This window comes from Ruegeria sp. AWH4_226, from assembly GCF_056159225.1.
The window spans coordinates 2,960,910-2,986,112 of the sequence record NZ_JBSWUU010000001.1; the positions used below are offsets into that span (position 1 = coordinate 2,960,910).

At 56.5% G+C, this 25,203-nt stretch carries 28 protein-coding genes; 18 read left to right on the forward strand and 10 right to left on the reverse strand.

The window, feature by feature from the left end:
• The first annotated feature begins 147 nt into the window (after positions 1-147).
• A complete protein-coding gene (locus ACXAET_RS14655) occupies positions 148-384 on the forward strand; it encodes a hypothetical protein (RefSeq protein WP_475186570.1) in 237 nt (78 codons plus the stop codon).
• Between the two features lie 114 nt (positions 385-498).
• Here the strand turns inward: ACXAET_RS14655 and ACXAET_RS14660 are convergent, their stop codons facing one another.
• Together ACXAET_RS14660 and ACXAET_RS14665 are read right to left on the reverse strand one after the other, a co-directional pair.
• Entirely contained in the window at positions 499-1,896 is a 1,398-nt protein-coding gene (locus ACXAET_RS14660) for an aspartate aminotransferase family protein (protein WP_475186572.1), read from the reverse strand.
• Between the two features lie 56 nt (positions 1,897-1,952).
• Positions 1,953-2,654, reverse strand: a complete 702-nt coding sequence (locus ACXAET_RS14665) for a GntR family transcriptional regulator (protein ID WP_475186573.1) — start codon at positions 2,652-2,654, stop codon at positions 1,953-1,955.
• A 140-nt stretch (positions 2,655-2,794) separates the two neighbouring features.
• Here ACXAET_RS14665 and ACXAET_RS14670 point away from each other — a divergent pair, with 140 nt between their 5' ends.
• The 5 genes from ACXAET_RS14670 to ACXAET_RS14690 all read left to right on the forward strand — a co-directional run bounded on the left by ACXAET_RS14670 (position 2,795) and on the right by ACXAET_RS14690 (position 8,079).
• The gene (locus ACXAET_RS14670; RefSeq protein ID WP_475186576.1) at positions 2,795-3,880 is read left to right on the forward strand and encodes a polyamine ABC transporter substrate-binding protein; all 1,086 of its coding nucleotides are present in this window, start codon (positions 2,795-2,797) and stop codon (positions 3,878-3,880) included.
• A 68-nt stretch (positions 3,881-3,948) separates the two neighbouring features.
• The gene (locus tag ACXAET_RS14675) at positions 3,949-5,076 is read left to right on the forward strand and encodes an ABC transporter ATP-binding protein (protein ID WP_475186577.1); all 1,128 of its coding nucleotides are present in this window, start codon (positions 3,949-3,951) and stop codon (positions 5,074-5,076) included.
• Complete coding sequence (locus ACXAET_RS14680) at positions 5,076-5,966, forward strand: ABC transporter permease subunit (protein WP_068336956.1); 891 nt, start codon at positions 5,076-5,078, stop codon at positions 5,964-5,966. Before ACXAET_RS14675 ends, ACXAET_RS14680 begins: the two co-directional genes overlap by 1 nt.
• The gene (locus tag ACXAET_RS14685; protein WP_475186579.1) at positions 5,963-6,781 is read left to right on the forward strand and encodes an ABC transporter permease; all 819 of its coding nucleotides are present in this window, start codon (positions 5,963-5,965) and stop codon (positions 6,779-6,781) included. The genes ACXAET_RS14680 and ACXAET_RS14685 overlap by 4 nt, the downstream gene beginning before the upstream one ends.
• Entirely contained in the window at positions 6,778-8,079 is a 1,302-nt protein-coding gene (locus ACXAET_RS14690) for an NAD(P)/FAD-dependent oxidoreductase (RefSeq protein ID WP_475186581.1), read from the forward strand. The genes ACXAET_RS14685 and ACXAET_RS14690 overlap by 4 nt, the downstream gene beginning before the upstream one ends.
• Here ACXAET_RS14690 and ACXAET_RS14695 read toward each other — a convergent pair.
• The 3 genes from ACXAET_RS14695 to ACXAET_RS14705 form a co-directional block, all read right to left on the reverse strand.
• Positions 8,068-8,949, reverse strand: a complete 882-nt coding sequence (locus ACXAET_RS14695; RefSeq protein WP_475186585.1) for a phosphotransferase family protein — start codon at positions 8,947-8,949, stop codon at positions 8,068-8,070. The two genes, ACXAET_RS14690 and ACXAET_RS14695, sit on opposite strands and share 12 nt — an antisense overlap.
• Positions 8,950-9,010: 61 nt before the next feature.
• Complete coding sequence (locus ACXAET_RS14700) at positions 9,011-9,667, reverse strand: flagellar hook capping FlgD N-terminal domain-containing protein (RefSeq protein ID WP_475186588.1); 657 nt, start codon at positions 9,665-9,667, stop codon at positions 9,011-9,013.
• Positions 9,668-9,669: 2 nt separating this feature from the next.
• Positions 9,670-10,902 (reverse strand): flagellar hook-length control protein FliK, encoded by a 1,233-nt coding sequence (locus ACXAET_RS14705; protein WP_475186591.1) that lies wholly within the window; start codon positions 10,900-10,902, stop codon positions 9,670-9,672.
• A gap of 111 nt (positions 10,903-11,013) precedes the next feature.
• Between ACXAET_RS14705 and ACXAET_RS14710 the strand changes: the two genes are divergently transcribed.
• The 6 genes from ACXAET_RS14710 (at position 11,014) to ACXAET_RS14735 (ending at position 14,726) form a co-directional block, all read left to right on the forward strand.
• Positions 11,014-11,295, forward strand: a complete 282-nt coding sequence (locus tag ACXAET_RS14710) for a rod-binding protein (protein WP_475186594.1) — start codon at positions 11,014-11,016, stop codon at positions 11,293-11,295.
• On the forward strand, positions 11,279-11,638 hold the full coding sequence (locus ACXAET_RS14715; protein ID WP_475186603.1) for a flagellar biosynthesis protein FlgN: 360 nt from the start codon (positions 11,279-11,281) through the stop codon (positions 11,636-11,638). The genes ACXAET_RS14710 and ACXAET_RS14715 overlap by 17 nt, the downstream gene beginning before the upstream one ends.
• A 208-nt stretch (positions 11,639-11,846) precedes the next feature.
• Positions 11,847-13,085, forward strand: coding sequence for a flagellin N-terminal helical domain-containing protein (locus tag ACXAET_RS14720; RefSeq protein ID WP_475186605.1), 1,239 nt, complete (start codon positions 11,847-11,849; stop codon positions 13,083-13,085).
• Between the two features lie 77 nt (positions 13,086-13,162).
• Entirely contained in the window at positions 13,163-13,537 is a 375-nt protein-coding gene (gene flaF / locus ACXAET_RS14725; RefSeq protein WP_475186609.1) for a flagellar biosynthesis regulator FlaF, read from the forward strand.
• Positions 13,537-13,938, forward strand: a complete 402-nt coding sequence (gene flbT / locus ACXAET_RS14730; RefSeq protein ID WP_475186613.1) for a flagellar biosynthesis repressor FlbT — start codon at positions 13,537-13,539, stop codon at positions 13,936-13,938. Before flaF ends, flbT begins: the two co-directional genes overlap by 1 nt.
• Complete coding sequence (locus ACXAET_RS14735; RefSeq protein ID WP_475186616.1) at positions 13,935-14,726, forward strand: DUF1217 domain-containing protein; 792 nt, start codon at positions 13,935-13,937, stop codon at positions 14,724-14,726. The genes flbT and ACXAET_RS14735 overlap by 4 nt, the downstream gene beginning before the upstream one ends.
• A gap of 93 nt (positions 14,727-14,819) precedes the next feature.
• Here ACXAET_RS14735 and ACXAET_RS14740 read toward each other — a convergent pair whose 3' ends face one another.
• The 3 genes from ACXAET_RS14740 to ACXAET_RS14750 all read right to left on the reverse strand — a co-directional run bounded on the left by ACXAET_RS14740 (position 14,820) and on the right by ACXAET_RS14750 (position 17,454).
• Entirely contained in the window at positions 14,820-16,391 is a 1,572-nt protein-coding gene (locus tag ACXAET_RS14740) for a DUF427 domain-containing protein (protein ID WP_475186620.1), read from the reverse strand.
• Positions 16,392-16,493: 102 nt separating this feature from the next.
• Positions 16,494-17,195 (reverse strand): winged helix-turn-helix domain-containing protein, encoded by a 702-nt coding sequence (locus tag ACXAET_RS14745; RefSeq protein WP_475186623.1) that lies wholly within the window; start codon positions 17,193-17,195, stop codon positions 16,494-16,496.
• Positions 17,167-17,454 carry a hypothetical protein gene (locus ACXAET_RS14750; RefSeq protein WP_475186625.1) on the reverse strand — a complete coding sequence of 96 codons (288 nt, stop codon included), beginning with the start codon at positions 17,452-17,454 and terminating at the stop codon, positions 17,167-17,169. The genes ACXAET_RS14745 and ACXAET_RS14750 overlap by 29 nt, the downstream gene beginning before the upstream one ends.
• 177 nt (positions 17,455-17,631) lie before the next feature.
• Between ACXAET_RS14750 and ACXAET_RS14755 the strand changes: the two genes are divergently transcribed.
• From ACXAET_RS14755 to ACXAET_RS14770, 4 genes are all read left to right on the forward strand, one after another.
• On the forward strand, positions 17,632-18,120 hold the full coding sequence (locus tag ACXAET_RS14755) for a hypothetical protein (protein WP_475186629.1): 489 nt from the start codon (positions 17,632-17,634) through the stop codon (positions 18,118-18,120).
• A 111-nt stretch (positions 18,121-18,231) separates the two neighbouring features.
• Positions 18,232-18,849 (forward strand): ribonuclease HII, encoded by a 618-nt coding sequence (locus ACXAET_RS14760; protein WP_475186634.1) that lies wholly within the window; start codon positions 18,232-18,234, stop codon positions 18,847-18,849.
• A 106-nt stretch (positions 18,850-18,955) separates the two neighbouring features.
• Positions 18,956-20,059 carry a DNA methyltransferase gene (locus tag ACXAET_RS14765; RefSeq protein ID WP_475186638.1) on the forward strand — a complete coding sequence of 368 codons (1,104 nt, stop codon included), beginning with the start codon at positions 18,956-18,958 and terminating at the stop codon, positions 20,057-20,059.
• 144 nt (positions 20,060-20,203) lie between these two features.
• On the forward strand, positions 20,204-21,592 hold the full coding sequence (locus ACXAET_RS14770; protein WP_475186640.1) for an adenylate/guanylate cyclase domain-containing protein: 1,389 nt from the start codon (positions 20,204-20,206) through the stop codon (positions 21,590-21,592).
• Between the two features lie 78 nt (positions 21,593-21,670).
• Here the strand turns inward: ACXAET_RS14770 and ACXAET_RS14775 are convergent, their stop codons facing one another.
• The gene (locus ACXAET_RS14775; protein WP_475186641.1) at positions 21,671-22,807 is read right to left on the reverse strand and encodes an alkane 1-monooxygenase; all 1,137 of its coding nucleotides are present in this window, start codon (positions 22,805-22,807) and stop codon (positions 21,671-21,673) included.
• A 59-nt stretch (positions 22,808-22,866) separates the two neighbouring features.
• A complete protein-coding gene (gene mutY, locus ACXAET_RS14780) occupies positions 22,867-23,922 on the reverse strand; it encodes an A/G-specific adenine glycosylase (protein ID WP_475186644.1) in 1,056 nt (351 codons plus the stop codon).
• Positions 23,923-24,003: 81 nt separating this feature from the next.
• On the opposite strand from mutY, the gene ACXAET_RS14785 reads away from it, so the two are divergent.
• A complete protein-coding gene (locus ACXAET_RS14785; protein ID WP_475186647.1) occupies positions 24,004-24,510 on the forward strand; it encodes a DUF721 domain-containing protein in 507 nt (168 codons plus the stop codon).
• A 14-nt stretch (positions 24,511-24,524) separates the two neighbouring features.
• Entirely contained in the window at positions 24,525-25,187 is a 663-nt protein-coding gene (locus tag ACXAET_RS14790) for a DsbA family protein (protein WP_475186650.1), read from the forward strand.
• The last annotated feature ends 16 nt before the right edge of the window (positions 25,188-25,203 follow it).

Here is a 25,203-nt window from a genome sequence, read left to right on the forward strand (position 1 = left end):
TGCCTGCCCAATCACGCGCTCTACGAAACGCTGTCACAGAGGGTCGCAGAACCTGTCTCATGTGCGCCAGACTGTCGCCGTTCATTGGTTGGTGCTGTCTTTTTTCAGAACGCACCTAGCTGTCTTCTCAAAGATGAGGAGATTTAGATGAAAGACACATACGACACCGAAAGGCCGGACGCCGTCGCGCGATACAAACGCGAATTCCAGCAAGTCGAAAGGGTAAGAGTACGAAACGGTATTGTGGCCATGGCCGCTTTTGCGCCCCTGTGGTCAGCCGCAGACCCCAAAAGCCGCTTGGCTTATTTTAACAGGATAGCGCCTTTTGTGTTCATCGGAACAGTCGTCGCATTTGCGGGCATTGTGGCCTTGGGACTTGTCTGAAGCCGTAGGTAAATTCTGTGCCGTGGTGACCCTGCGTAGCTAATATGTTCCACGGTTTAGCATCAATAAAGGCGGCGTTTTAACGCCGCCTTTCTGTTAAGTAAGGATGTCGATTTAAGACGCCGCCTTCATCAACCCTTGATCGATAATGTCCTTCTGCGCCTCGTCCAGTGATTTGTGAATACGCACAAACATCTCATCGATATCCGAAGGGGTCAGGATCAGCGGGGGCGAGATGATCATCCGGTCACCCACATGGCGCATGATCAGATTGTTAGAAAAACAGCGGTCGCGGCAAACATAGCCAACCGTACCGGGCGCAGAGGCAAACTTGGCGCGGCTGGCCTTGTCCGGCGTCAACGCGATGGATGCCATCATCCCGACGATCTTGGCTTCGCCAACCAATGGATGATCGACCAGAGCTTCCCATTTCTCTTTGAGGTAGGGCGCAGCCACATCGCGGACGTGATCGACGATCTTTTCTTCTTCGAGAATGCGCAGGTTTTCCAGCGCAACGGCCGCAGCAACGGGGTGGCCCGAATAGGTATATCCGTGGTTGAATTCGGTGCCACCGATGACCTCGGCAATCTCATCATTGACGATGGACCCGCCGATCGGCGCATAGCCCGAGCTGAGACCCTTGGCGATGGTCATGATATGCGGCTTGATCCCCACGGTTTGCGAACCGAACCAGTTGCCGGTGCGACCGAAACCGCAAATCACCTCATCCGCGATCAGCAGGATATCGTATTTGTCACAGATGCGCTGAACTTCTGGCCAGTACGTATCGGGTGCTACGATCACGCCGCCCGCGCCCTGCACGGGTTCGGCGATAAACGCCGCGACTCGGTCTTCGCCGAGTTCCTGAATGGCTTCTTCCAGTTCACGGGCGCGGGCGAGGCCGAAGTCCTCGGGCGTCATGTCGCCACCTTCGGCCCACCAGTTAGGCTGGTTTATATGGTGGATATTCGGGATCGGGATACCACCCTGCGCATGCATCCCCGCCATACCGCCCAGAGAGGCCGAACCCACGGATGAGCCATGATAGGCATTGTGGCGGCTGATGATGATGTTCTTGTCGGGCTGGCCCTTCTCGGCCCAATAGGTGCGCACGAGGCGGATGTTCGTGTCATTCGCCTCGGACCCGCCGGCGGCAAAGAAGACGTGGTTCAGATCACCGGGTGCAAGATCGGCCAGCTTTTTGGCCAGCGCGATGGCAGGCACGTGGGTCGTTTTGAAGAATGTGTTGTAATAGGGCAGCTCACGCATTTGGCGATATGCGGCCTCGGCCAGTTCATCGCGGCCATAGCCGACATTGACGCACCACAGACCGGCCATGGCGTCCAGAATCTGTTCACCGTTACTGTCTGTCAGGTAAACGCCGTTCGCGCGGGTGATAACGCGTGCCCCTTCTTCACCAAGCGCGCCGTTGGCTGAAAACGGGTGCATGTGATGGGCGGCATCCAACGCCTGCAATTCGGCGGTGGGCATGTGGTTGGTGATGGTGGACATCCGGAAATCTCCTGCAAGAGCGGTTGGCGTTCACAATATGATCAAATTTTTCCGTGTCAATCGAATCGCGTGGGTTGAGCATCAGCCAGCGCCTCGGCCATCAGCTCCATTCCCTGTTCGATGTCCTGTGCGGTCGCTCTGGCAACTCTATCGGCGTTTCGTGCGCGCAGTGCTTCGATGATATCCTTATGGCGATCCGGTAGGCTTTGCGTGCCGAACCGACCGCAAACAACCCGCAGAGATGGTCCGAATCTGAGCCAGAGCCGCTCGGCCAAGTCATTGAGAATCGGGGCATCGGCGTAGGAGTACAATGTCTCGTGAAACGCGTGGTTCAGATGCAGATAGCCGCTGACATCCCCATCTGCAATGGTGCCGTCCAGACGTTGGTCGATACGCTCAAGGTCGTCGATATCGGAGCTGTCAACATTGGAGGCCGCGCGCCTTGAAAGCTCTGATTCTATTGAAATTCTGGCAAATATCATCTGCTCAACGTCACAGGTGGACAACAACGGCACGCTGACCCTGCGGTTGCCCTGAAACACCAGCGCACCGTCCGAGATCAGACGGCGGATCGCTTCGCGCACCGGGGTCATTCCGACCCCGAGTGATTCCGTCAAACCCTGGATCGTGACAGGTTGTCCGGGCACCAGCTCACCAAACATGATCTGCGCTTTGAGGGTTTGATAGACCTGTTCATGCGCTGGCCTTTTTTCAGCCTCTTCCAACACGGCCGATGCCTTATTTTTGATCAAATCCAATTGGTTTGCCCTGTTTCCAATTAAGGTGACTTGTCAGGTATCTGACCTCGTGAAACCATACGCATGTTCGGGGGAAAACGCAAAACTTGATCAAATCACAAAAAACGGGAAAATACCCCTACACTTGCAGGGAGAAAGAAATGTCAATCAAAACGCTGAGCATGACTGCGGTCATCGCACTGGGGACGTCGGCGGCCTTCGCCGAAGAGGTGCGCGTATACAACTGGTCCGACTATATCGACGAAGACCTTCTTGAGAAATTCGAACAGGAAACCGGCCTGACGCTGATTTATGACGTGTTCGACAGCAACGAGGTTCTGGAAACCAAGATGCTGGCCGGCGGGTCAGGCTATGATGTGGTGGTGCCGACCGGTACATTCCTGCAGCGCCAGATTCAGGCTGGCGCGTTTCAGGAGCTTGACCAGTCCAAGCTGTCCAATTCCGGCAACCTCTGGGACGTGATCCAAGAGCGTACGGCGGGCTATGACCCCAACAACGCGTATTCAATCAACTACATGTGGGGGACGACCGGCCTTGGTGTGAACGTAGACAAGGTCAAAGAGGCGCTGGGCGAGGACGTTGCCCTGAACAGCATGGACTTGGTGCTGAAGCCTGAGAACATGGAAAAGCTGGCCTCGTGCGGGGTGCATTTCCTGGATGCACCGTCCGAGATCATTCCGATGGCCTTGCAATATATCGGTGAAGACCCGGACAGCCATGACACGGATGTCATTGCAAAAACCGAAGAGGTTCTGATGGGCGTGCGCCCACATATCCAAAAGTTCCACAGCTCGGAATACATCAATGCCCTTGCTAACGGCGATATCTGTGTCGCTGTCGGTTGGTCGGGTGATATTCTGCAGGCGCGGGATCGCGCGGCCGAGGCTGACAACGGCGTAAACATTGAATACCACCCCTTCGCCGAAGGATCGCTGATGTGGTTCGATCAGATGGCCATCCCGGTGGATGCCCCGAATCCGGATGGCGCGCATAAGTTCCTGGACTTTATCATGGACGCCAACAACATGGCGGCTGCATCGAACTATGTGTACTACGCGAACGGCAACGAGGCCTCGAAAGAGTTCCTTGAAGAAGATGTGATCGGTGATCCGGCGATCTATCCGGACGATGCGACCATGCAAAACCTGTATATCACGACGCCTTACCCGTCCAAAACACAGCGGGTCGTGACCCGTCTTTGGACCAAGATCAAATCCGGCACCTGATCTGATTTGTTCATGCAAGGCGGCCTGGCCGCCTTGTTAATTTACCAGATTGTCGAACGGGGGCTGTAGTGAACTCTGACGTCTTTGCGCCGTGGGAAGACCCGCAGGCGAAACCTTTGATCCAGTTCCGGAATGTTACCAAACGCTTTGGCGACTTCACGGCCATCGACGACCTGTCTCTGGATATTTTCGAGCGTGAGTTTTTTGCGCTGCTGGGGCCTTCGGGCTGCGGCAAAACCACCATGATGCGGATGCTGGCGGGATTCGAAAAACCGACCGAGGGGCGCATCATTCTGGGCGGGCAGGACATTGACCCGATTCCGCCGAACAAAAGGGCGGTCAACATGATGTTCCAGTCCTACGCGCTGTTCCCGCACCTCAGCGTCCGGGATAACATCGCCTTTGGCCTGCGCAGGGACAACATGCCCAAGCATGATCTTGAAGATCGCGTCGAAGAAATGTTGCGACTGACACGGTTAGAGCGGTTTGCCCGACGAAAACCGCATCAAATCTCGGGCGGGCAACGGCAAAGGGTGGCGCTGGCGCGGTCTTTGGCCAAGGCGCCAAAGCTGCTGTTGCTGGATGAACCGCTGGGTGCGCTGGACAAGAAACTGCGGCAGGATACGCAGTTCGAACTGATGGACATTCAGGAAAAGACCGGCACGACCTTCGTGATCGTTACCCATGACCAAGAAGAAGCCATGACCGTTGCCAGCCGCGTTGCGGTGATGGACCAAGGCAAGCTGATGCAGGTGGCGACACCGGACAAGATCTACGAAAGTCCGAACTCGGTCTACGTGGCGGATTTCATCGGTGATGTGAACATCATCGAAGGCCGGGCCACGGCGAACGGAGATGAAACCTATCAGGTCGAGTGGGCCGAGGGGCAGGCACCGCTGACCGCGACGTCAGCCACCGGGTTTTCGACCGGACAGATCTGTCACCTTGCCATCCGGCCCGAAAAGGTGACGATCTCGGTAGATCGCCCGGTGGACGCGATAAATGCGGTGCAAGGCAAGGTGCATGACATCGCCTATCTGGGCAACCTGTCCACCTATCATGTCGCACTGCCGAACGGCACGATTATCAAGGCGCAGACGGCCAATACCCGCCGCATCTCGCGCCGATCCTTTACGTGGGAAGACCCGGTCTGGCTGTCCTGGACAGCGACGGCCGCGGTTCTGCTGGCCGACTGATGCGCCGCGCGTTTCTGATCGCCGTTCCATATGTCTGGTTGCTGGCGCTATTTCTGGTGCCCTTCTTCATCGTTCTGAAGATATCGTTGTCAGATACCGAGTTGGCCATCCCGCCATACACTCCGACGTTGGACTTGTCGCAGGGCTGGGCCGGTATCAAAGACTTCTTCAGCCAGTTGGACTTTGAGAATTTCGTCTGGCTGACCGAGGATGATCTTTACTGGAAAGCCTATCTTTCCAGTGTTCAGATTGCGGTTATCTCAACCGTTCTGACCTTGCTGGTGGGGTATCCGATCGCCTACGGCATGGCCCGCGCACCTGTGGAGTGGCGGCCGACGCTGATGATGCTTGTGATTTTGCCGTTCTGGACCTCGTTCCTGATCCGCGTTTACGCTTGGATGGGCATCCTGTCGAACGAAGGCTACCTGAACCAGTTCCTGCTGTGGACGGGCATCATCTCGACCCCGCTGACCATTCTGAACACCAATACGGCCGTGTATATCGGCATCGTCTATACCTATCTGCCCTTCATGATCCTGCCGATCTATTCCTCGCTTGAAAGAATGGACGAATCCCTGATCGAAGCCGCCGAGGATTTGGGCTGTTCGCGTTTGCAGGCGTTCTGGCTGGTGACGATCCCGTTGTCGCGCCCTGGCATTATCGCCGGGTGCTTCCTTGTCATGATCCCGGTGATTGGTGAGTTTGTCATCCCCTCACTTCTGGGTGGGTCTGGCACGCTGATGATCGGTAAGGTGCTGTGGGAAGAGTTTTTCTCGAACCGCGACTGGCCGGTTGCCAGCGCCGTGGCGGTTGTTTTGCTGCTGATCCTCGTGGTGCCGATCGTGCTGTTCCAGCGCAACCAGCAAAAACAGGCGGAGGCGGAAAAATGATCAGGCTAAGCTGGTTTAACACAGTCTCGCTGACGCTGGGGTTTGCGTTCCTGTACATCCCGATGATCATTCTGATTATCTTCAGTTTCAACGAAAGCAAGCTGGTTACGGTCTGGGCTGGGTTCTCGACCAAATGGTATGGCGCGGTGGTCCAGAACGAGGCGTTTTTGGATGCCGCCTGGGTGACTGTACGCGTTGCCGTGGTCTCATCAACTCTGGCGACGGTTCTGGGTACCGCGGCGGCCTATGTGCTGGTGCGTGGCGGGCGGTTTTTTGGACGTACCCTGTTTTCGGGCATGATCTATGCACCGTTGGTGATGCCAGAGGTGATCACCGGCCTGTCGCTGCTGCTGCTGTTCATCGGAATCGGCTTGGATCGGGGTATTCTGACCATCGTTCTGGCGCATACGACCTTCTCGATGTGTTTTGTCTCGGTCGTGGTGTCGTCGCGTTTGGTGACCTTCGATCAGTCGCTGGAAGAGGCAGCGCTGGACTTGGGGTGCTCTCCGGCGCAGGCCTTCCGGCTTGTGACCCTGCCGATCATCGCACCTGCCGTGATCTCCGGATGGTTGCTGGCGTTTACTTTGTCGCTGGACGATCTGGTGATCGCATCCTTTACATCGGGCCCGTCAGCCACGACGCTGCCGATCAAGATTTTTTCTGCCGTACGATTAGGCGTCAGCCCTGAAATCAACGCGCTGTCCACGATCATGATCGCGGTTGTCACGGTGGGTGTCATCACGGCATCGCTGGTGACCAAGCGCGCGATGGTTCGGCAGAAGCAGGATGAACTGGCCGCTGCAAAAACGGAATGAAACGGCTGTTCCCGACCTACACCTACGGACCCGGTCCGCGGACCAACTGCTGGTGGGATGAAACCATTGCCAGCCCGGACTGGCCAGTCCTGCAGGGTGATTTGAACACGGATGTCGCGATTGTCGGAGGCGGCTATACCGGCCTGTCTGCCGCGCTGCATCTGGCCGAGGCCGGAGTACGCGTAGCAGTGCTTGAGGCCGAGACGCCGGGCTGGGGCGCATCGGGGCGAAATGGCGGGTTTTGTTGTTTGGGAGGCTCGAAACTCAGCGAGGCCGCAATGGTTCGCCAGTTCGGAGAGGGTGCCGCGCAGCGCTATGCGCAGGCTGAAAAAGACGCTGTTCACCTTGTCGCGGATCTTTTGAGCGGTCACGTCATTGACGCGGATGTGCATTCGGCAGGGGAAACCCAATTGGCCCACACGCCCCGCGCGATGGACTCGTTGCGAAAGCAGGCCGAGGCGTCAGGCACCCTTCACGAAGCCAGTGACCTGCCTGCGCTTGGCTTCGGGGGCGGGTTTCATGGCGGATACACCAACCCGGTCGGCTTTGCCCTGAACCCCAGAAAGTACCTTTTTGGTCTTGCGGGGGCGGCTCGTTCATTGGGGGCTGATTTGTTTCGCAACACCGCGATTCACAGACTCGGTAAAACGCAATCCGGGATTGACCTTGGCACGAACAACGGCCGAGTTACGGCGCGCAGTGTTTTGATTTGCACCAATGGATATTCCAGCGAGGATGTGCCGCCCTGGATGTCGGGCCGCTATATGCCTGCCCAGTCTACGGTTTTGGTGACCCGCCCGCTGATGGACTCTGAAATGCACGCGCAAGGCTGGACCACGGACCAGATGGCTTACGATTCCAGGCATTTGTTGCACTACTTTCGCCTGATGCCAGATCGGAGATTTCTGTTCGGAATGCGCGGCGGTTTGCGATCGTCCCCGCAGGCTGAGGGAGCGATTCGGCGCAAGGCTGTTCGGGACTTCCGGCGAATGTTCCCAGCCTGGGGTGGTGTGGAGGTCACTCATATGTGGTCCGGTATGGTTTGCCTGTCGCGGGGCCTGACACCTTTTGTGGGCGAAGTGCCGGGTCAGCCCGGCCTGTTTGCGGGTTTTGCCTATCATGGGAATGGGGTGGCGATGGGGACCTATTGCGGACGCGCGCTGGCTCGGCTTGTCTTGGGGCAGGCGAATGACCTACCCGACCCGATGACGCGCATCCCAGCCCGTTTTCCCCTTGGTCGCCGGCGGCGCGTGCTGATGCCGCCCGCTTACGCGATGATGGCCGTTTTAGATTGGTGAAGATGACAGCGCAGCGCGTTCCAGTTCTAAACCTACTGCGTAGTCAGAAGCACCGTTTTCAATCCGCCAAAGGCAATAGGCTGCCATCCGCCAAGCATACCAGCGCCGGAGCGATTTGTACCTTTTAACCGTGTCGGCGCTACCATAGGCAGAGAGGAACAGGCCTTCCTCCGCAGGGGTCAACGCCTTGCCCCGGTATAGGTGCTGCATAGCGGGAGATAGGAACAGCGCGAGGTCCTCACACGGATCACCCTGCGCAGGGCATTGCCAATCAATAAGGGTCAAACCAGAGGGCGCCACCAGAATGTTCCCTGCAACCGGGTCGCCATGTATCAGGCAGGTGTGGTGGGTCGGCGGAATGTGATCGTCGGGCCGCAGCGCCTCCAGATTATGCCGCATGGCAGAGCCACACCGATCAAGAATGCTCTGCCCATGGCGGGCCAGGTCCCTGCTGCCGTTACACCCCTTGGGTGTTTGTAACTTTGTGTGGAGCTGATGCAGTTTGCCCAACAGCTCTGCCACTGGCGCAACGCCCTCTCGCCACGGGGTGCCCGGTGCGTGGTCGTAAAAGACCCAGCGGTCATCTTCGTGCTGGCCGGTCGCGCGCAGACGGGGCACAAACCCTGTCTGCGCCAAGACGGTAAGGCACTGCGCCTCCAGCTCACCGTCGTTGCGAAACAGTGGGTTGCGCAAGCCGGTACGATACAGTTTCAGGACTCTACCGCCGTGTTCGCCGATCACCTTCCAGACCTGATTGGTGCGTCCGCCATACAAGGCCCGAAATCGCGTACCCGCTGCTATCAGACCTTGGTCGCGCAGGTGAGCAACAAGTTCGGTTGGAGGGCTGTTCGGGTCAGGCAGAGGGATCACCAATACAATAAGCGAGTCGCGTGTCGCACTGGTGTGGCCCGTCCCGGTCCGTAGATCAAGCTCAGGTACTTACCAAAGTCACCATCCAGACCGGAACGGACTGCCCGTTGTCCAGTGTCAGCGAAACCGTCCCATCCGCCGCCTGCGCTTCGACCACCGTGCTATAGGGTGAGAGTGACAGCGTCGATATCAATTCATCCTCATAGTAGCTTTCCAGCGTGGCGGAATAGCTGCCCGGCGGAAGAGGCTCTCCATCGCTTCCTATGCCGTCCCAAGTGAATTCAGACTGGGTCACGGGAATGGATACCCGATCAACCTCGGTTCCCTCACTGTCAACGATCACCATCTCGGCGCTGTCTGCCTCTGCTGCGGCCTGTCCGTGCATGGTCACCGGATCACCATCAAACTGGAAAGAGGTTGTCTGAACAGACATACCGACCCAACTTGCAAGCTCGTCAAGTTTCACGCTGCCCAAGGTCAAGGCCAGCTCGGACAGGCGATCGTTTGTTTGCACCTGTTGTTCCACCATCGAGAATTGAGCCAATTGCGAAGCATATTCAGCAGACCCAATCGGTTCCAACGGATCCTGGTTCTGCGCTTGTGTCGTCATCAACAACAGGAATGTGTCGAAATCAGACGCGATTGAGGAGGTGCGCGATTGGGAAGCGGACGAAACCTGCGTGTTGGTCTGGGTTGCGGCTTGTGTTGGGTTGATCATGGTCAAAGTCTCATGTCGATGCGGCCGTCACGACCTAATTTGGCATTGGATGGGCTAATCTCGGCGATCTGCTCGGGCTGGGTGTCTGAAAACTGTGCGCCTTCGTCTGCATCTGAATCACTGTGCTGCGATCCAGAAGATGTCCCAAGATCAAAAGTCAGGTTGCCGAACCCAAAACTCTGGAATTCTGTTTCCAGAACCGAAAGGTGGCGGCGCATCATGTCAAGCGTCTCTGGACGTTCGGCTGAGATTGTCATGTGCAGACCATCCTCGCGGCCGTTTAAGACAATCGAAACGCGCCCCAACTCTTCGGGATTCAAGGCGACTTCGATCGTTCCGGGCTGCCCCCGGGCAGAAACAACAGTTGCCATCTGATTGGCCACTGCACGCGCTGTTTCAGCTCGTGCCGTTGCCGTTGTCGTTTGCGTCATCGGGGTCGACTCCCGTGAGGATGAGAGCGTTGCAGCTTCTCTGCTGAGCGGAACGTCATCAACCTCAGGGACCGGATTCGATTCGGGCTGAACGCTTTGGGTGTCGGCGGCGAAAAGCTGGATCTGGACAGGCGTCGGCGGCGTGCGACCGGGTTTTACTGCCTCCGGGCGACTTGTCTGCGGCACGGTCTGGGCGGCGGGTGTCTCTCTTTCAGACCGGGGAGGGGTTGGAAGGTCAGGTGTTCCATCAGGGTGAGCATCTGGTGTCGCCAACCCCACGGGGACGCCATTCGGCCTAGCGACGACCTGTTGCGTTTTTTTCGGAGGGACCGACGCAAAAATTAGGGCCTGAACGGTCGGTGCAACTTCGGCCTGCGTTGGGCGCGGCTGTGATCGCACCGTTTCACTCTGCGCGACTACTGGTTGCGTGTTAGCGGACGCCTCAGCTTTAACAACGACAGCCGGGGCCGCTACAGTTGGCTTTTCAACCTGCCTTTTGACGGTCGGATTCTCAGCTATTTCAGTCGCAGCAGGGCGTATTTCGGTGGGCGGCTGATCCTGCGGCTCAATTGGTAAAGGCGCGACCTCACCATCGACAACGATGATTTCCGAGTCCGGCGCCAAATCGGGATTCTGAATCGCAGGTTCGGTCGTTTTTTGTTCGTTTGGCTGCGCGTCGGCTTCTTGATTCATGATCGTTTGAAATGACTCGGCACCCTTGGTGTTGCTTGCGTCTTTCGCGGCAGCCGCAGGTTTGGTGGCGGTGCCCGACGCAGGCATCAGTGCTGGAATAGGGTTGGGCATTTTGCTCCGACTCCGTTTGTGTGACCAGCAACCTGCCCGCAGGAAGTTACGTTTATTTTAACCGCTTTCGTCTTTGATCAAGAAAGTTCGATGTAAATTTCGGAGAATGTAATGAAGATTTCTGGAACCCTTCCTGGCTCCCATCCGCCAACCACGGCTGAAAAACTGCAAGCCGCCGCTGTTGAGCTTGAGGCCGCATTCCTGGCTGAAATGCTCAAGTCCTCTGGATTGGGTCAGACACATGACTCCTTTGGTGGCGGTGCCGGCGAGGAACAGTTTTCGTCGTTCCTTGTACAACATCAGGCGCGCACACTGGCCGAGGCTGGTGGTGTTGGGCTGTCCGAGATTCTGTTCCGATCCATGATGGAGAAAACAAATGCCGACCGATACTGATACCGACCTGATCCGTTCGCTTGAAGACGTGCTGGACCTTGAACGCACCGCGCTTGTCGATGGTGATCTGAACATGCTGAACCAAGTCGTGCCGGAAAAAGAGAAGCTGATCGGTACGATCAATGAGCTTCAGGTTTTTGAAAGCGCCGAGTTGATTCGGCTGCAGAAAAAAGTCGAGCGAAACCAACTGTTGCTCAACAGCGCCGCTGAAGGGATTCGCGCCGTGGCCGACCGCATGGCGGAACTGCGTCGGGTGCGGCAGGAGTTCACCACCTATGGCGCGGACGGGCAGCGCAACGGGTTCGCTGTGCGTCGCAATCCGAAGCTGGAAAAACGGGCATAGTTAGGGGTTTGAATCAAATGCAATTTTCTTGACCGAGGGGCTTTAGCACTCCGTTAGGAGGTAGCGGGCAAAGGTGGTCCTGCACCTGAAACAGCAGGTGGCGCGAACAGCCCGACGGCGGATCGCATAGCTCAGAACGACGTTAAAGCCCGCTTACGGTGCGGGGTAAGCATGGGCGCAAAGTGCCCGAACACAAAGGTAGAAAGCTATGTCCAGCATTCTGACAAACAACGGCGCAATGGTTGCGCTGCAAACCCTGAAAATGGTCAACAAGAATCTGGGGCAAACCCAGAACGCAATTGCAACTGGTAAAGAAGTTGCAACCGCCAAAGACAATTCGGCAGTTTGGGCGATCTCCAAAGTTATGGAGTCTGACGTCAAGAGCTTCAACGCAATCAAAGACAGCCTGGCACTGGGTGAGTCGACTGTTGCGGTGGCTCGTAACGCGTCAGAAACCGTGACCGACCTGTTGATCCAGATTCAAGAAAAAGTCGTCGCGGCCCAAGAAGACAACGTCGAACGGGACAAGATCGATGCCGATGTTACAGCGCTGAAAGACCAGATTGTTTCGGTTGTAAACGCGGCCCAGTTCAACGGTCTCAATCTGGTGAACGGAGACACAGCGTCAGCCGAGATCCTGTCGTCGTTGGATCGCAACAGCTCTGGTGAGGTGAGGGATTCTTCGATCTCCGTTAATGCTCAGAACCTGTCGACCGGTGGATACGCGGCGAAAAACGTTCTTGTTGGATCTACCGGAGCAAGTGGTGACGGGGATGTGGCAAGCTTCTTCCTGGATAAGGATGGTGCTACAGGAAAAACGATTACGATTAAAAGTGACACTGCGCCAGCTGACAACTTTGCAGTAGGTGACAAAATCTCAGTCACCGTAGGTGGCCAAAGCGTATCCTATTCGGTGAAGGCATCTGATATTGATGCAACCTACAATGCGGCGAACACCGATACCAAAGTTGCAGCTGGCTTGAAGAGCCAAATCGACGCTTTGGGTATCCAAGGTCTTACGATCAACCAAACTGCAGGTGAACTGGAATTTGAGACTGGTACAGGTCCTGCTGCTGCAGATCAGGATTTGACCGTTTCGACACAGTTTACCAACGCAGGTTCCGGCGGTCTGGGTGCTTTGACTTCGATTGACGTGACGACGAAAGCTGGCGCAAATGCAGCCTTGGGCACGATCACGGGCCTTATTGACACCGCAATTGATGCCTCGGCCGCGTTTGGTTCGGTCCAAAACCGGATTGAAACCCAGAAAGAGTTCATCTCGAACCTGAGTGACTCGTTCAAATCCGGTATCGGGTCGCTGGTCGATGCCGACATGGAAGAAACATCGGCCCGCCTGCAGGCCCTGCAGGTACAGCAGCAGTTGGCAACTCAGTCGCTGTCGATCGCAAACCAGGCGCCGCAGTCGATCCTGTCATTGTTCCGTTAATCTTCGGAACCCGGTCGGGGCGCAACCACGCGCCCCGACCCTGACCGCCAAAAGACGGCCTATTGGAAGGAATTCAAGTGACACCGCAAACTCTTGCCCGGCGCGCATATGCGCAGACCGCCGCCCCAACGCGTACCCCGCGCGATACCGAATTCGAAGCAATCTCAAAGATTACCCATCGGCTCAAGGCTGCGACCGCCCGGCGTAAATACGACTATGCCGAGTTCGTTCAGGCGCTTTACGAAAACCGTCGTTTGTGGACCGTTTTGGCAACTGGTGTTCTGGACACTGATAACGCCCTTCCCGACGATCTTCGCGCACGGATTTTCTATTTGGCAGAGTTCACGGAACAGCACAGCGCCCAGGTTCTGAGCAACAATGCGACCGTAGAACCTTTGCTTGAAATCAACATGGCTGTCCTGCGTGGTTTGCGGCAGATTGGTATGACCTGATGGGTGGGCTGGTTCTGAAACTGGCACCAAAAGAAAGGGTGCTAATCAATGGCGTGGTCGTTGAAAATGGTGACCGCCGCAGCAGGTTCTCGATCATGACGCCAGGCGCAAATGTCCTGCGTTTGCGTGATGCGATCCATCCAGATGAGGTGAATACACCGGTTCGGCGGGTCTGCTATGCCGCCCAGCTTGTGCTGTCCGGAGACATGGAGCCTGATGAGGCGCATCAGCAGCTATTGCGACGCGTTGAAGAGTTGAGTCAGGTCTTTACTGACCTGGACAGCCGTCAAGTGTTGTCTGAGGCGACCGAAGCATTGCTGGCCAAGCAGTATTATAAGTGCCTTAAGTCTCTGCGTGCCCTGTTGCCGCGCGAAGAACGCTTGATGGCGTACCAGCAATGACTTTTCAGCCTGTCGTCCCCGCAAACGGAATCGTCGGCTGGCGCTTTCTTCAGCGTACGTATGACTCGCAATTGCAGAGCTTTTCTTCGTCCTCTGTTAACGAAAGAGAGACCAAATACTTCCTCGAGAACATTGGCAAAGTTCAAACGGCCGAAGATTTGGTTTCGGATCGGCGCCTCCTGCAAGTGGCGTTGGGAGCCTTCGGATTGGAAGGTGACATCAACAACCGCTTTTTCATTCAAAAAGTACTGTCTGATGGCACGGCAGCCGGTGACGCGTTGTCAAACCGGCTGGCCGATAAACGATATCGGGAGTTCTCCGAAGCATTCGGGCTTGGGCCAGGTGAGATTCGTAAAACCGGGTTGATCACGTTTATGGAGGCCGTTGCCCAAGACAATGTGGTGTCCAAGTTTGAAATTGCTGTAGGCGAGTCTGATGAGACGATGCGTATATCGCTTTTCGCACAACGCACCCTGGCGGACTTGGCGTCGCAAGACAACAGCGCAGATACCAAATGGTTCGAGCTCATGGGCCAGCCGCCACTGCGGAGCATGATGGAAACGGCATTGGGTCTGCCTTCAAGCTTCGGGCAGGTTGATATCGACAGACAGCTTGAGGTGTTCAAGGACCGGCTGTCACGCTTGACCGGGTCAGATGATCTTGCGCAGTTCACCGATGAGGCAGCCGTAGCCAAGTTGACGGACACGTATCAAGCCCGCAGCCAAATAAAACAATTGCAAAGCACGATATCTCCCGGTCAGGTGGCGCTGATCTTGCTTAGGGCATAGCGCGGAAACTGGGATTTTCAGCGTGTTCAGGCAGGAAAAAAGCAAAGCATGCGATGCGGTAATCTACCTGAGCCGAGGCGCAATACCGGGCAGCTAAGCGTTCAGAACTGCATCCGCAGACGTGCTTAGCGCGAAAGATGTCACAGGCTGTGAAACATTGTGTAGTTTGATATCGCCAAGTGGTATGGCGCTGATACAGGCCGGTTGAATATCCCCAGACACGACAATGCGGTGCCCCGCCGATTTTCCGTATTCGCCCAGCCGGGCTGCAACATTCGCGGCTTGACCGATCACAGTGAAATCCAACCGTTCGCGCGATCCGACGTTGCCGTAAGTAACCTGACCGTAGGCAATCCCAATTGAACAATCGCAATGGGTTTCGGTGCCTGATTGGCGCAATTCACCCAGCTTTTCGACGATCGCAATCGCTGAACGCTGCGCGTTGCCGCGCGCCACGATTGAATCTTCACCTTCAGGAAAGACCGACAGAACAGCGTCTCCGATGAACTTTAAAACCTCGCCACCGTTGTCATGCACGATACCTGATACAGTTTCGAAAAAGTCGTTTAGCAGGTTGATGTAAGCCGCGCGGCCAAGTTGTTCCTCAAGGCTGGTAGAATTGCGCAGATCGCAGAACATGATGGCAGCGTCGATTTCATCCCCGTCGCCACGCCTGATTTCACCGCCCAAAACCCGTGCGCCCGAGCGTTTGCCCACATAGGTCTCAAGCAGAACCTGCGCATTCTCGCGTTGCATGAAAACTTCGTAGAATCGGGCAATGACTGACGAGCATTCGAAAACCAGCCCAAGGTTCTCGGTGGTGAATCCCTCTGGGTGATCGCAGGTCAAGGTCAGAACATTTGTGCGCCCGTCCGAAAACGGCAGCGGCATTGCGACGTAATCGGTTGCACCCTTAGCCCTGAGATCTTCCATTATGGGAAAGCTGTTTTGCGGGTTTTCGTCGTTCAGCCGCTGTCTCACTCCGCCCAGCCCATTCGAGACGTGGCGAAGCGGACTGTTGATATAGGCCGGATGGTCATGGATTTCGTAAGTCGGAACGTTGGTCGAAATCTGGGCCGCGCCCTTCTCCCAGATATAGTGCTTACCCGCGATCAATGGATGCAAGGACCACGTGAGGATGCTGAGACGCTGGATCGCTATCCCATGTTCCAGCATCTTTTCGGCAAGCACCTTGGTGAAAGCCTCGGGCGTCTTGCTGTCGGATGCGCGGCGCATCAACCAGTCGATCAGTGGGCCGCTGATATTGCCATCCTCAGCATCTCGGAGAGTGTTCTCACCAAGGTCGACATGCGTGTAGGCGTCGGACACAAAGCCAACATAACCGCGAATGGCCAGGCTTTCCGGGAGCGGGTCTTCGTAGGCCCAAACCGAGTTGGCCAGTCGCTGATCTTCCAGAATAACGTCGTGGTACGTCGCCGTGCCCTTGAACGGGCAAAAAGTCTGCAACTCGCTTTCGTCACCTAAATCGACGCAAACATCTGCGCGCGGGATATAAATCGTGGCCGGCAAGCGGGTTTCGTACATCACCTTTGCGCGCGTGCTTTCAGCCAATAGGATATTGTCTCGGTATATCGCGACTCGCCCGGTCAGGTCTTCTACCGAGATGCCAAAACCTTTGGTCTTTGGGGTGGTGTGCACATTCATCATCAGACTCCCTGACGTGACCTTTACATAGCATGGGTCCTACATGGGTCTATTCCAAGGGGTGTAACCGGCTTTTTGGCGCGCATGACCTGTGCGACCAGTTCAAACCATCTGAATTACGTCTTTTTCGATCGACAGCATGTAGCCTTTTTTGGCGATATTCTTGACCAGCAACTCGCTGACCATTTGATTTCCCAGGGCATCCCGCAGCCGCTTGATACGTGTGGCACCCGCGGCTTCGTCGCAATCTGCGGCGTTTCTGCCCGAAATCATCGCCTCGATCTGGGCGCCGGACAGAACTTCGTCATCCAAACGGGATTCAGCCAGAACCGACAGCGTCTCCATCGCGGCGGGGGTCAGTTTGAAATCCATGTTGTTAAGGTAAACGGTGTTTTCCTCGCGGCTGATCAAAAGTGAGGTGACCTGAATTCCAGTGCGTTCGATCTGCGCCATGCGTCTGTTCAGCAAGACCAGCATCACCAGAAAAACCAGTGCTGATACCAGCATGGCGGTGGCGAAAACGAGCAGCACAAAAATCACCATACGATAGCTGGAGAGCGTATCGGCAAAGGCCGTGCCAGACTGAGCTAGTATCTCAAGCAAACGAATCTCGGCCTGCGAGGTCAGATCGCTTTCGACGAACAGGCGCTCAACCTTGGCGTTGAAGGCATTGGCATCCGGCAGCGTCCAGAACAGGAAAACGGCTGCCGTCACCAGGATCACAACGATTGCCGCAATGCCTGCGCCGACCAGCTTGACACCGGACCGGCGAGCATCAGTAACGGAGATAGAATTGTCCGGCATTGGTCTTCCTTTTATCCAACCCTTCCGATCCGAACACGGATATGACGTTCAGCAGGGTCCAGCCCGACCCTTTGAGGCGCTGGGCGACTTCTTGATTTGCCTGCCCTTTGCCGCAGGAAGACACCTGCATAACGCCATAGTGCAACCGAAGCGGATTGTCCTTTTTGGCCTTGTAGTCGGCATAGCAATCCTCCGCCGCAGCGGCGGTGCCAAGCGTTATCAGGGCCAGCAGGACCAGAGAAGAGAGGATCTGTTTCATAGGCCGCATCCTGCGCATGGGTTGGCGCGATATTCAATAACCTAAGGGGGTTTGCGGTTCTGATATCGAATAGCATGGACCCGTTATTGCTTGTCTGGGTGGGGGATTGCCAGTGTCAGGGCATCGAGCACAAGGCCCGCCACCGGGTCACCTCAAGACACCTGAAGGACAAGTACCATGCACAGGAAATTCATAGCTTTGATCGTTGCCACGGCAGTTGCCATCACGGGCATTTCAGCGTCGCAGGCACGGGCGGCAGATGTTGGGGATATTATTGGCGGACTCGCTGCAATCGCGTTGCTTGGGGCTGCCGTAAAGCACTTCAGCGATGACGACAAAAAGAACACCGTTACGCATAACTACAATCACGTATATAAGGCACCGCATGACCACGTGTATAAAAGGCCAAACGACAGGCCGCCTCACGTACGTCCGCTGCCGAAACGTGTTGCGCGCTATACTCTGCCGCGGCGATGCTTGCGCACCTTCAAAGGGTATTCACCTGATCAGCGGCTGTTGGGGCAGTCGTGCCTGGGGAACCATTACAAATACAGCAACAGCTTGCCGAACCAGTGCAAGGTCAGGTTCTGGAACGGCAAAAAGGTCAAGCGCGCCTACCACCCAGGCTGCCTGCGCCAGCAAGGATACCGTGTGGGTTCCAGATAACCGGTTTCGAGCAGGAGCGGCGCCAAAGAAGCGCCGCGCGGGAGAGGGTGGCGCAAGCTGCCCTCTCTTTTTTTCTTGCGATGGTCTTCAAAACGCGATTTCCCAGACTGCATGACGTTACCGGATTATGAAATTGAGAAAGCCGCCCGTGCGCAGGGATATCAGCGGATCGCCGGCGTTGATGAGGTAGGCCGCGGGCCACTGGCCGGCCCTGTGGTCGCAGCGGCAGTGATTCTGAACCCCGAGGATATTCCCGACGGGCTGAACGACTCCAAAAAGCTGACGGGCAAACGGCGTTTTGCATTGGACACGGCGGTGCGCCAACGGGCCGAGATTGCGGTTGCCGAAGCCTCAGTTTCCGAAATTGATGAACACAACATCTTGCGTGCTTCGCATCTGGCGATGGAACGCGCGGTCGCGGCGTTGGACCCGCCGCCTGACTTCCTACTGATTGACGGCAACTTGATCCCGCGCGGGCTAACGACCCCTGCGCGGGCTGTCGTCAAAGGCGATGCGCATTCGGTGTCGATAGCGGCTGCTTCAATCGTAGCGAAGAACTGGCGCGATCAACTGATGGTGGATTTGGCGCAACAACATCCCGGCTATGGGTGGGAGACAAATGCCGGTTATCCGTCAAAACAACACAGGGAAGCCCTGCAAAATCTTGGTGTGACCCCTCACCATAGACGTTCGTTCAAACCCGTCCACAATATCTTGTATCAAGAGTAAATCGTAAGCCTATGATTCAAAAAAGAAATTGACGGCGATTCGTCTTTGACTCATCCTTGTCTCAACCAAATGAGCGCAAAAGCGCCGTGGAACTTGAGGCAGCAAAATGACAACGACCAAGATAAAGGGCGCAGCCGCGCTCTCGTTAAACACGATTCTATCCGGAGACTGCATCGACGTGATGAACAGTCTACCCGAGGCGTCGGTGGACCTGATTTTTGCGGATCCACCCTATAATTTGCAGTTGAAAGGCCAGCTGCACCGCCCAGACAACAGCCAGGTAGACGCGGTCGATGATCACTGGGACCAGTTTTCCAGCTTTGCTGCCTATGACCAATTCACCCGCGACTGGCTTAAGGCGGCGCATCGCCTGCTCAAGCCGAATGGCGCGATCTGGGTTATTGGGTCTTACCACAATATCTTCCGCGTCGGCTCAGCCCTTCAGGATGCCGGATACTGGATTCTGAACGATGTGGTCTGGCGCAAATCGAACCCGATGCCGAATTTCCGTGGCAAGCGATTCACCAACGCGCATGAGACGATGATCTGGGCGTCCAAGCGTGAAGGTGCGAAGTACACGTTCAACTATGAGGCATTGAAGGCGTTGAATGAAGGCGTGCAGATGCGTAGCGATTGGGTCCTGCCGATCTGTACCGGGCATGAGCGACTGAAGGATGATAACGGCGACAAGGCGCATCCGACGCAAAAGCCTGAATCGTTGTTGCATCGTATTCTGATCGGCTCGACCAATCCGGGTGATGTCGTGCTCGATCCGTTCTTTGGCACAGGTACAACGGGCGCGGTTGCAAAGATGCTGGGTCGCGAATTCATCGGGATTGAGCGTGAGGAAAGCTATCGCAAGGTAGCCGAAAAGCGTATCGCCAAGGTCCGGAAGTTCGATCGCGAGGCGTTGGAAGTCAGCGCCAGCAAGCGCGCCGAGCCTCGCGTGCCATTCGGCCAACTGGTTGAACGCGGCATGCTCCGCCCGGGCGAAGAGCTCTATTCCATGAACCAGCGCCACAAAGCCAAGGTTCGCGCTGATGGCACCTTGGTCGGACAAAACGTAAAAGGTTCGATCCATCAGGTCGGGGCGCATTTGGAGAATGCACCGTCCTGCAATGGCTGGACCTACTGGTGCTTTAAACGCGACGGCAAGACAGTTCCGATCGACGTTCTGCGGCAGCAGATACGGGCCGAAATGCACAACTGATTTACGAACACCGCCGGTGCCTGTGGCCTGACACAAGGCACTAAGCCTTGCCCCGCCGAGTCCGGCGGGGTCTTTTGTTTTTCCGGGCGTTTGGTTTGAACATGTGCTTTCTGTATTCTGCGGCGCAGTGAAGGAGCTTGTGCAATGTCGGACACCACAGCCAGCGGATCCCGCTTTGATCGGTTTTTCGTGACCCGCCCGGACACTTTCGACCTTGAAAACAAATACACCGAAGCCGCGCTGGAGCGTCACAAACGCGAAGGTCTGGAACTTGCCGTCCGTGCGCGCTGGTTGGCGATGGCGCTGACCGGGGTTCTGTTGGTTTTCCTGAACCCTCAGTGGGATGTGTTGTGGTATCACTTCATTCTGCTGCTGATCTGCGCAAATGGATGGCTGATCCGACGAGCAGGGCGTGTAGGACAATCACGGGTCGAGTTGCTGCTGATCTTTGTGGACCTGATGATTATGACGCTTGGGATGATCTTGCCCAACCCGTTCAGCGACGATGTCCGGCCTTTGGCGATGCAGTACCGGTTCGATAACTTCCAGTACTTCTTTATCATTCTGGCGGCGGGCACGCTGGCGTATTCCTGGCGGACGGTGATTGCAATCGGATCCTGGACAGCCGGAATCTGGACGGCCGGATGGATAATTGCCTGGTGGGTGGCGAGCCCGATGCCTGGCCTCAGCGAGCGCGTCGCCGAGGCTTTGTCCGGGTATCCGGCTGTGGCTGAAGTGTTGGACCCCAACAGCTTTATGCCGTCGCATCGCATCCAGCAGGTCATTGTATTCATGATGGTGGCGGTGACGTTGGGCGTGTCAATGCGGCGTCTAAACCGGCTGCTGATGACCAATGCCGGGCTTGAACGCGAAAGGGCGAATCTGTCGCGATATTTTTCACCCAATGTTGTGGAAGAACTCAGCCAGAACGACGAGCCTCTGAAGCAGGTGCGCAAAGAGGACGTAGCTGTTTTGTTCATTGATATCGTGGGGTTCACAAAATATGCCGCAGGGCGCGATCCCTATGAAGTCATTGAGGTATTGCGTGGTTTCCACGCCCGGATGGAAACTGAGGTTTTTCGCCATCACGGGACGCTGGACAAGTATTTGGGTGATGGGTTGATGGCTACGTTCGGGACCCCGGTGCCGACGCCGATGGATGCCAGAAACGCGGTGGCCTGTGCGGTGGATATGGTCGGTGTCATTGATCGCTGGAACTCGGAACGTCGCCGCGCAGGAGAGCCCGAAATCAAGGTGGGGATCGGCGTCCACTTTGGGTCTGTGGTGCTGGGCGATATCGGTGCCAATCGACTGGAATTTGCGGTGATTGGCGATGCCGTGAATGTGGCGGCCAAGCTGGAGGCATTCACCCGTGACATTCCGGCAAGGGTCGTGATCAGCGATGCTGTTCATAGCCGGTTGGAACGCGAAAGCCATGGTGCATCAGATGTGATGGCAGGATTTGAAAGCCAACAGAATCAGACCGTTCGAGGTATAGATGCCCCGATGAACCTGTGGGTGATGAGGGCATAGCGGCTCCCGCCGATCTTCCATGCATCAAAGATGCAAGTCAGATCGTTGGGCCTGGCAGCGCGCCATAGCGCGCTGCGGTCACACGCGCGGCAACGGATTTTGCGACCTGTTGTAGGGAACCCAATCCTTGACCTCGGGGTAATGTTGGCGCCGCCATGCGCGGACGCGTGGGTTCATCACACGGCGCCAGAGTGGCGGGATCATCGCGGCGACTGTCATGACAGGATAGCCATAGGGCAATTGTGGGGCAGTGTCGTCGGGGTGATGCTGCAACAGTGGGAAGCGGCGGTTCGGTTTGTAATGGTGATCCGAGTGGCGTTGCAGGTTGATCAACAACCAGTTTGACGCTTTTTGTGAGGCGTTCCAGGAATGACGCGGCTGGACGTGTTCATATTTGCCATCTCCCAGATGTTTCCGGGTCAGGCCGTAATGTTCGACGTAGTTGACCAGCTCCAGTTGCCAGATAGCGGTGCCGGCCTGGATCAGGAACAGGGCGAGGCCAGACCAGCCTCCTATCAGAGCGGCCAGCCCAAGCATGGTTCCCTGCAGCGCCCAGTAGCGCCAGAATGGGTTAGTGCGATCGGTCCAGGGGCGATCCTTACGAGCCAATTTGTCGCGTTCAGCCTTGAAGGCAGAGACGAGGCATTGTTTCAACACCCGCGGGTAGAAGCGGTGAAAGCCTTCGTTGTATCGTGCAGTTACCGGGTCGCGCGGCGTACCGACAAAGCGGTGATGCACCAGCAGATGTTCCGAGCGGAAATGCGAATAAAGCACCATTGCCAACAGGATGTCGCCGAGCCAGCGTTCAAACCGACCTTTCTGGTGCATCAACTCATGGCTGTAATTGATACCTACTGTTCCCGAGATCACGCCCATTCCAAAGAACAGACCAATCATTGCCGGAGTCGACAGTTGGTCAGCATGTGTTGCGTACCAGATCAATCCGTACAGGGTCAGAAACTGAACCGGAACCCAGACCTTGGTCAGCAGGACGTACCAGCGCAGAATCGGGTCTTGAGTGTCGGGGTCGGCGTTTCGAATTTCAAGCCCGGTCAACCGATCCAGGATAGCAAAGGCCCACCATGTCGACAGTGGCACCAGCAGGACCCACCAGCCACCCGCAATCGCCGTAAACCAGATCAGTGGGATCAACAGGAATGAAACCCAAAAGGGCAGGGCCGATTGCCAGCGGGACAGAGTTTCTGTTGCGATCATTCCCAGGCTCCAAACAACTGGGCCGAGACTAGTCCAAGTCGGATACACCGCACAATGGGTTACCGATTGCGCCAAAGGTCATGCGCCTTGCGCATCACGGTTGGCAGGTCGCTGGGGCGGAAATCATGTTTGTCTAACACGATTAACCCGTGCGGGTGGAGCCCGGCAGGCAGCGGGGCGGTCCATATACGCAGGATCAGGTGGAAATGGGTGAACGTGTGGCGAACCTCGCCCGCCAATTCCTGCCAATCCGCTGAAAAAGGGGGTGTGTCGACAGGCGTATCTGACCAATCGGACCCGGGCCAGCCCAGCATACCGCCGAGCAGCCCTTTGTCGGGGCGACGCTCCAACAACCAGGCTCCGTCTTCGCGCTGAGCTATGTAGGCATGGCCGTAACGCGTTGGCTTGGGCTTTTTGGGCGTTTTACGCGGCAGATCAGTCTGTGTTCCGGCCGCGCGGGCCTGACAGGGGTCCCGCAGCGGGCAAATTCCACAGGCGGGTGACTTGGGTGTGCAGATCGTGGCACCGAGATCCATCACCGCCTGCGCGTAATCGCCGGGGCGCGTGTTCGGCGTAAGTGCAGCGGCCTTGTTTTTTAGTACCGGCTTTGCCCCCGGCAGCGGTTCGTGGATGTCATACAGGCGGGCCATCACGCGTTCGACGTTGCCGTCCAGCACCGTTTCGGGACGGTCAAAGGCGATGGCCGCGATAGCAGCAGCGGTATAAGGACCGATACCCGGAAGTTTCAGCAGGGCATCGTAGGTATTGGGGAATACTCCGCCATAATCGTCAGCCACCACACGCGCACATTTCAGCAAGTTGCGGGCGCGGGCGTAATAGCCCAGCCCGGCCCATTCCCCCATCACCTGATCGTCGGGTGCGGCAGCCAGCGCCTGAATAGTCGGCCAGCGCGTGGTGAAGCGGGTGAAATAATCGCGCACAGCAGCAACGGTGGTTTGCTGCAACATCACCTCGGACAGCCAGACACGGTAGGGATCAGGAATAACGCCTGCCGCCCGGTCGCCCGGCCCAACGCGCCACGGCATCGCACGGGCGTTGCGGTCGTACCAGTCCAGCAGGTCGGTGCTCAGGTCAGATTGAATGGCGTCACGCAAGTTTTATCTATCTCTTTGTCGGGTTTCTCTGGCGCCCGGTGTCATGCCCATTACAATAGCGGCGCAGGAGTTGGAAACCAGATGCAGCGCAGACGTTCTTCGACCCGCGGGTTCAAACGCACCGCGACATTGCTGAACGACCAGATCAGGCGCGCCGGGGAGAGCCGGGGTTTTGCCGTGTCACGTCTGTTGACCCATTGGGCTGAAATTGTCGGGCAGGATCTGGCCGCTATCGCGAGGCCAGTGAATGTCGGCTATGGCAAGGGCGGTATTGGCGCGACGTTGACGGTGCTGACGACCGGTCCGCAGGCCCCAATGCTTGAGATGCAAAAAGAACAATTGCGCGACAAGGTGAACGCGGTCTACGGCTACAGCGCGATCAGCAGGGTTCGCATCACGCAGACCGCTCCGACCGGGTTTGCCGAGGGGCAGGCCAGTTTTGACCATAAGCCGAAACCGGCAAAACAAAGACTCAATCCAGAGATTGCAGCCGAGGCAGACCGGACCGCACTCGAGATTCACGATGGTGATTTGCGCGCGGCCCTTGAACGTCTGGGTCGTAACGTTCTATCCAAACAAAAACGCTGAGAAAGGGCTGAGAAATGAGCCGTATTGCAACTGGAATCTGCGCGGCTGTCGCCATCGCCGCAGGCGGCTATTGGCTGTCGCTGTCGAATTCCACGTCTTCGTATCCGCTGATCAGTAGCGCCGAGGCACAAGAAGCCGATCTGGACACCTCGACAATTGTCGAGATGGTGCAGGGGGCCGAGGATGCGCCGGTCGAAATCATCGAATATGCCTCTTACACCTGTCCGCATTGTGCCAATTTCCATAACGGCCCGTTTAAGCAGTTGAAAAAGGACTTTATCGACACTGGTAAGGTGAAATTCATCTATCGTGAGGTGTATTTTGACCGGTATGGTCTGTGGGCCTCAATGGTTGCGCGTTGCGACGGGCCTGAAAAGTTCTTTGGTATTTCTGATCTGATCTATGAAGGTCAATCCGAATGGACGAAGGCAGGCGGCCCTGCCGAAATCGTGGATGAACTGCGCAAGATCGGGCGACTGGCCGGTATCGACAATGATCAGCTTGAGGCTTGTCTGCAGGACGGAACACGCGCTCAGACACTGGTGGCCTGGTATCAGGAAAACGCCGAACGTGACGGCGTTCAATCCACACCGTCGTTCATCGTTAACGGACAGAAAGTGGGCAACCAGTCTTATGCCGATTTCAAAAAGCTGATCGAGGCTGAACTGGGTAGCTAAAGCAATTGATGCGACC

Bases quoted from the DNA above. Each gene is read 5' to 3' on its own strand.
- ACXAET_RS14660 (WP_475186572.1), bottom strand. From the start codon at position 1,896: ATGTCCACCATCACCAACCACATGCCCACCGCCGAATTGCAGGCGTTG.
- ACXAET_RS14685 (WP_475186579.1), top strand. From the start codon at position 5,963: ATGATCAGGCTAAGCTGGTTTAACACAGTCTCGCTGACGCTGGGGTTT.
- ACXAET_RS14760 (WP_475186634.1), top strand. From the start codon at position 18,232: ATGACGTTACCGGATTATGAAATTGAGAAAGCCGCCCGTGCGCAGGGA.
- ACXAET_RS14690 (WP_475186581.1), top strand. From the start codon at position 6,778: ATGAAACGGCTGTTCCCGACCTACACCTACGGACCCGGTCCGCGGACC.
- flbT (WP_475186613.1), top strand. From the start codon at position 13,537: ATGGGTGGGCTGGTTCTGAAACTGGCACCAAAAGAAAGGGTGCTAATC.
- ACXAET_RS14775 (WP_475186641.1), bottom strand. From the start codon at position 22,807: ATGATCGCAACAGAAACTCTGTCCCGCTGGCAATCGGCCCTGCCCTTT.
- ACXAET_RS14700 (WP_475186588.1), bottom strand. From the start codon at position 9,667: ATGATCAACCCAACACAAGCCGCAACCCAGACCAACACGCAGGTTTCG.
- ACXAET_RS14710 (WP_475186594.1), top strand. From the start codon at position 11,014: ATGAAGATTTCTGGAACCCTTCCTGGCTCCCATCCGCCAACCACGGCT.
- ACXAET_RS14680 (WP_068336956.1), top strand. From the start codon at position 5,076: ATGCGCCGCGCGTTTCTGATCGCCGTTCCATATGTCTGGTTGCTGGCG.
- ACXAET_RS14670 (WP_475186576.1), top strand. From the start codon at position 2,795: ATGTCAATCAAAACGCTGAGCATGACTGCGGTCATCGCACTGGGGACG.
- ACXAET_RS14740 (WP_475186620.1), bottom strand. From the start codon at position 16,391: ATGAATGTGCACACCACCCCAAAGACCAAAGGTTTTGGCATCTCGGTA.
- ACXAET_RS14720 (WP_475186605.1), top strand. From the start codon at position 11,847: ATGTCCAGCATTCTGACAAACAACGGCGCAATGGTTGCGCTGCAAACC.
- ACXAET_RS14715 (WP_475186603.1), top strand. From the start codon at position 11,279: ATGCCGACCGATACTGATACCGACCTGATCCGTTCGCTTGAAGACGTG.
- ACXAET_RS14655 (WP_475186570.1), top strand. From the start codon at position 148: ATGAAAGACACATACGACACCGAAAGGCCGGACGCCGTCGCGCGATAC.
- ACXAET_RS14705 (WP_475186591.1), bottom strand. From the start codon at position 10,902: ATGCCCAACCCTATTCCAGCACTGATGCCTGCGTCGGGCACCGCCACC.
- ACXAET_RS14745 (WP_475186623.1), bottom strand. From the start codon at position 17,195: ATGCCGGACAATTCTATCTCCGTTACTGATGCTCGCCGGTCCGGTGTC.
- ACXAET_RS14785 (WP_475186647.1), top strand. From the start codon at position 24,004: ATGCAGCGCAGACGTTCTTCGACCCGCGGGTTCAAACGCACCGCGACA.
- ACXAET_RS14770 (WP_475186640.1), top strand. From the start codon at position 20,204: ATGTCGGACACCACAGCCAGCGGATCCCGCTTTGATCGGTTTTTCGTG.
- ACXAET_RS14750 (WP_475186625.1), bottom strand. From the start codon at position 17,454: ATGAAACAGATCCTCTCTTCTCTGGTCCTGCTGGCCCTGATAACGCTT.
- ACXAET_RS14765 (WP_475186638.1), top strand. From the start codon at position 18,956: ATGACAACGACCAAGATAAAGGGCGCAGCCGCGCTCTCGTTAAACACG.
- ACXAET_RS14790 (WP_475186650.1), top strand. From the start codon at position 24,525: ATGAGCCGTATTGCAACTGGAATCTGCGCGGCTGTCGCCATCGCCGCA.
- ACXAET_RS14735 (WP_475186616.1), top strand. From the start codon at position 13,935: ATGACTTTTCAGCCTGTCGTCCCCGCAAACGGAATCGTCGGCTGGCGC.
- ACXAET_RS14755 (WP_475186629.1), top strand. From the start codon at position 17,632: ATGCACAGGAAATTCATAGCTTTGATCGTTGCCACGGCAGTTGCCATC.